The organism is Clostridium sp. (genome assembly GCF_040797585.1).
In the GTDB taxonomy this organism is placed as follows: Bacteria; Bacillota; Clostridia; order Clostridiales; family Clostridiaceae; genus Clostridium_Z.
This window is the reverse complement of sequence record NZ_JBFNEO010000217.1, coordinates 1-4,652: the sequence shown is the minus strand read 5'-3', so window position 1 is coordinate 4,652 and position 4,652 is coordinate 1. Positions and strand designations below refer to the sequence as shown.

At 27.6% G+C, this 4,652-nt stretch carries 5 protein-coding genes; all 5 read right to left on the bottom strand.

What is annotated here, in order from left to right:
* Positions 1-176: 176 nt before the first annotated feature.
* The 5 genes from AB2369_RS11560 to AB2369_RS11540 all read right to left on the bottom strand — a co-directional run bounded on the left by AB2369_RS11560 (position 177) and on the right by AB2369_RS11540 (position 4,306).
* Entirely contained in the window at positions 177-410 is a 234-nt protein-coding gene (locus AB2369_RS11560) for a hypothetical protein (RefSeq protein WP_367666632.1), read from the bottom strand.
* A gap of 212 nt (positions 411-622) precedes the next feature.
* Positions 623-916, bottom strand: a complete 294-nt coding sequence (locus tag AB2369_RS11555; RefSeq protein ID WP_367666631.1) for a hypothetical protein — start codon at positions 914-916, stop codon at positions 623-625.
* Positions 913-1,149, bottom strand: coding sequence for a hypothetical protein (locus AB2369_RS11550; RefSeq protein ID WP_367666630.1), 237 nt, complete (start codon positions 1,147-1,149; stop codon positions 913-915). The genes AB2369_RS11555 and AB2369_RS11550 overlap by 4 nt, the downstream gene beginning before the upstream one ends.
* 595 nt (positions 1,150-1,744) lie before the next feature.
* Complete coding sequence (locus AB2369_RS11545; protein WP_367666629.1) at positions 1,745-2,164, bottom strand: acyl-CoA thioesterase; 420 nt, start codon at positions 2,162-2,164, stop codon at positions 1,745-1,747.
* Between the two features lie 681 nt (positions 2,165-2,845).
* Positions 2,846-4,306 carry a PLP-dependent aminotransferase family protein gene (locus AB2369_RS11540; protein WP_367666628.1) on the bottom strand — a complete coding sequence of 487 codons (1,461 nt, stop codon included), beginning with the start codon at positions 4,304-4,306 and terminating at the stop codon, positions 2,846-2,848.
* Between the last annotated feature and the right edge of the window lie 346 nt (positions 4,307-4,652).

Genomic DNA, 4,652 nt, shown 5'->3' with positions numbered 1-4,652 from the left:
AAAGTTTGAGTCATTTCTATTTTACTCATAGTATTTTTATCATAAATATTTATAGAGTAAGGAAGCACTAACCCATCGCAAGACAATAGTGAAACCAATATTTGATGACCGTAAACCGTTTTTCCTTTTAAATGAGAGTTATGAAAAGAGCATTTTTCTATGACCTTTATAGCCTTTTACGAGGGCTTAGTTTTTTCAGATATAGTATCATCAATGATGAAATATATAGGTTTATTAGTCTCTTTAGATTTAGTCCAAATAAGGTCTATAACCAAGGATTTTAATGAGCGGCCTAAAAGATTTTCGTCCCAAGTACTTTTAGAGAAAAATCTAGTAATACTAGTGCTATGCCTTGGCGATGTAAGCTCTGCTATATCGGATATTTTTCCGTTATAACCGTTTGAAATCATAGTATTTATAGTTTCTTCTAAATGTCTAATTTGTGGCTTAGTCAGATATAAATCAAAATTTAATTGCTTAAAAAAATTGTATATTGATAATTCATTTGGTATAATTGAGTTCTAAAACATTTATGTAGATCCTTTCTGTTATGTTTTGTGTCGGAACTTAATTATAACAAGGATTTTTCATAAATGTTTTTTTATTTTATTTAACTGTAAAATTATTCAAGCGTTTTTGCACTATCATAGGTAATATTTAAATTTTGAGCTATTTTATTTGAAATTTCAAGAACTACCATTATCAGATTTATTGCTCTTCTCATAAAGTCTTCTGGTAAATTTTTAACTTCAAAAAACAATGCTTCTATCATATTTTGAAGATTATATGCTGAATGAATGTTTATACCCTGAAAAACCAGATAATTTTCATAACACATTATATTCTCAACAAACATACATTCAACTGGATCAATTTGATTTGATAAACTCAAACTTTCTATTTGTTTAAGTATCATTTTAAATTTACCTTCATGCTATCTTTTTTTAACTCAAGAACTTTTTCTATGACATAATCAAATAAAATAGATTTGTCTTGATTTTCACTAACAAGATTTAACTCAGCTATTCGTATAATAAAGTCTATAATATTATACTTACTTATCTCGCTTATAATTTTTTCTATCTCATCATCCTTTCCATTTATAAATTCTTCATTTAACAAATCTTGAAATGGTATAAACTCTTCCATATTTAATCTCATCCCCTATTTTACTTAAACGAATAAGCATTTAAGCTTACTGCCTTGTTGTATTATTTATAATAGAATTCATTAACTCTTCTGCCTATTCTTTTTTCTCTTTTAATAACAATATGAGCACTACTGTATTTTCTAACTTTATCCTATTAAAATTAACCTGCCCATTTTGCTATATAATTTCTGACTCTATTTAAGTTTTTCTATAAATATATATTGACCATCTATAAAATCATTGAACAATTTAACTCTTCTTAAATGTTATGTAAAAGTACACTTAACATTCAATTCAATTATAACATTATCCTCCCTAAATTTTACATTATTCTCAAGTTTATTCCATATAATATGGTGATAGTCTTAGTTTTCACACATTATTCTAAATATCTCTATATAAAAAGTTGAAAACATACTTCTTCTATATATAATAAAAATAACTGAAATAAATTCAGCTGTTCTTTTAAAATCATATATTATCCTTTTATATTTTTTTCTAACAATTTTTGTTCTCAACAGATACGCTTCATCATATCATATTCCAAAACTATATATGATATCTATCAAGCCTTGCTTTATACTCTCCATTAATTTACTTCTCCCCATGAACACTGCTTAATTTATCCCATACTTCTTTATTAGCTTTCTTCAAACTAACAATTTTAAAAGACTTACTGTCTACCACTGTTTGGAGGGTAGTCCCCTTAGCTAAAATTTTATTATCTTCTTCTCTTTTAATTACATATTGAACCCTTACCTTAACAGGGGTAAGTTCAATAATTTTAGCTTCCACCAATAATTTATCATAATATTTAGCTGCTTCTATATATTTACATTGAGTCTCTACAATAGGAAGCATGATTCCATCTTCCTCTAGTTTTTTATAACAAATCCCATACTGTCTAATTAAATCTTCTCTAGCCACCTCGAAATATAAATAATAATTAGCATGATGAACCACTGCCATGGCATCAGTCTCTGCATATCTAACTGTAATTTTAGTAATACTCATATAAAATACCCCTTCCTTAATAAATCTTTTATTCTTTAACTAAATAATTTTAATCCTCAATTCTCTTAACACTTTAATTTCTGGTTGTGATCTCTATGTACTTATTTAACTAAATTTCATATAAAATAAAAATCTTATATAATTTAAGTTATACTTACTGTGTAACCCTATTAATCTATGACTTAAATTTTCATTTTCCATTAATATACTATCTATAACTTCTTATATACTATAAATCCCCATAATAATCCTTCATTTATATCCATAATTATCTAATAATAACATAGAATTATTTCTATATTCTTGTCATTACCATTCCCATATATACAAAAACTACCTAAGAAATGTCTCCATATCCTAAGTAGTTCTTATTCTTTATTTTTTTATTACATACTTTACAATCCTAATGCTCTATCCGTTTAAATCTGAATATAATAATTATAGAATATCTAATCTCTTTCATATAGGAAGAATATAGACATATCATATAAAACCTCAGTTTTTCAACAAGCTATAAACTCATAGTAGCTTAAAGTTTAGTTTTGATTATCATAAGATACATCTATAGATAAACTACATGATAATTGAAACTAAATCACCAACCACTTTTATTTAATGCCTATTCAAAGGTTGAATTTTAAGAAGGCTTATCTATATATAGTTGTAAAAACTCTACCTAGATTAAGCCTCACTTTTTTTAGAGCTTAACTCTTTAACCACGTCTCCAATTATTTTTATTCCCGTTTCAATATCCTCTTCATTTACCCGTGAGAATCCTATTCTTATAGTGTCCTCTCCATTATTGTCCTTATAGAAAATATCTCCTGGCATAAATACTACACCCTTTTCATAACAATACTTTAGAACTTCTCGTCCATTGATTCCTTCAAGCTTTATAAAAATATGGAGTCCCCCTTCCCCTAATATGTAATCATGGGGAATGTGCTTTTTAACCTGTTCTAATGTAAAGTTATATTTATCCTTATACTGCTTTCTTATCTTTTTCATATACCTAGTAAAAGCTCCACTTTCCATATACTTATGAAATGCAGCTTGATCTAAGAAAGAAGAATGAATGGTTCTTCCTCTTTTAACGCTTTCTAAGGTATCTATAAGATTACTATCTGCTAATATCCACCCTATTCTAAGACCTGGAAATAGGATTTTAGAAAAGCTTCCTATATATATTATTCCGTTACCTCTTAAACATAAAGATGCTAATGGTGGTACATGGGTGCTTGAATATAATAGTTCTTCATTAAATCCATCCTCAAGGATTGGAACCTTATATTTTTCACATATCTTATATACCTGTTGCCTTTTTTCTCCCTTCATTACAATGCCTGTAGGATTATGATAGGAAGGTATTAGATAAATTAACTTAGGTGATTTTTCCTTAAGAGTCTTCTCTAAGGCTTCTTCATCTATTCCATCAAAGTTCATAGGAATTCCTTCTATTTTTAATCCATGGGCTTTCATTATCTTTAAGGCTGTATTATGGGTAGGATCTTCACAGGCTATAACTTCCCCTTCTGTAGTTAAGGTACTTAGTAATATATCAAAACCTTCTGTAAACCCATTGGTTATTAAAACATCTTTCCCCTCTACATTTACCCCTTTTCTCTTCATATAGTCTTTAATATAATCTATTAATGGTTTATACCCCTTGGCATAACCATAATTCAGTAGCTTATCTCCTTCCATAGAGAAAACATTTAAGAAGGATCTTTTAAACTCTTCTAAATCAAATAAGCTCTCATCTGGAGAAATACTTTTAAAGGATATCATCCCTTTTTTCCAAGGTAGTTCAGTCTTTATTATGTCTAAATCTCTACATAAATTCCCATAATCATTAACCATGGAACCCCAATCAATGGTTAGATTTCCCTTAAGAGTTTTTGCCTCAGTATCTACAAAAGTTCCCTTACCTTTTATACTCTTTATAATCCCTTCACTCTCTAAATTCTCATAGGACATAATCACAGAGTTTCTACTTATCTTTAATAGCTTACTTACTTCTCTAGTGGAGGGTAGTTTACTTCCCTTTTGTAGAATTCCATTTTCTATGCTTTCCTTTATATGATTTTCTATTTGAACATTTATTTTTTCTTCTGAATTGACTTTAAAGGATGAAAAGATCATCACCACACCTCCTCTAAATAAGTTTATTTACAGTTCCACTTTATTAAAAACTCCACCTAAATTAATGTTTATCATAAAACATAACTTTATATGCTTTTTTACTTAGAAACTATTATCTTTAGATTAAAGAAAATAACTAGCTCATGAACTAGTTATTTCTAAATATTTTTATATACCATTCTATCATAGAGTTGTTAAATTAATATTTCAAAATTGAAACTTTAATTGTATTCTTAATATCCTGTCTTATATTTAAGTTAATCTTTATAGCTCCAAATATAAGATTTTTGATTCAAAACTTATCTTATGCACTACTTAAAATCCAAGGTTTTAAAGAGTTTAAGTG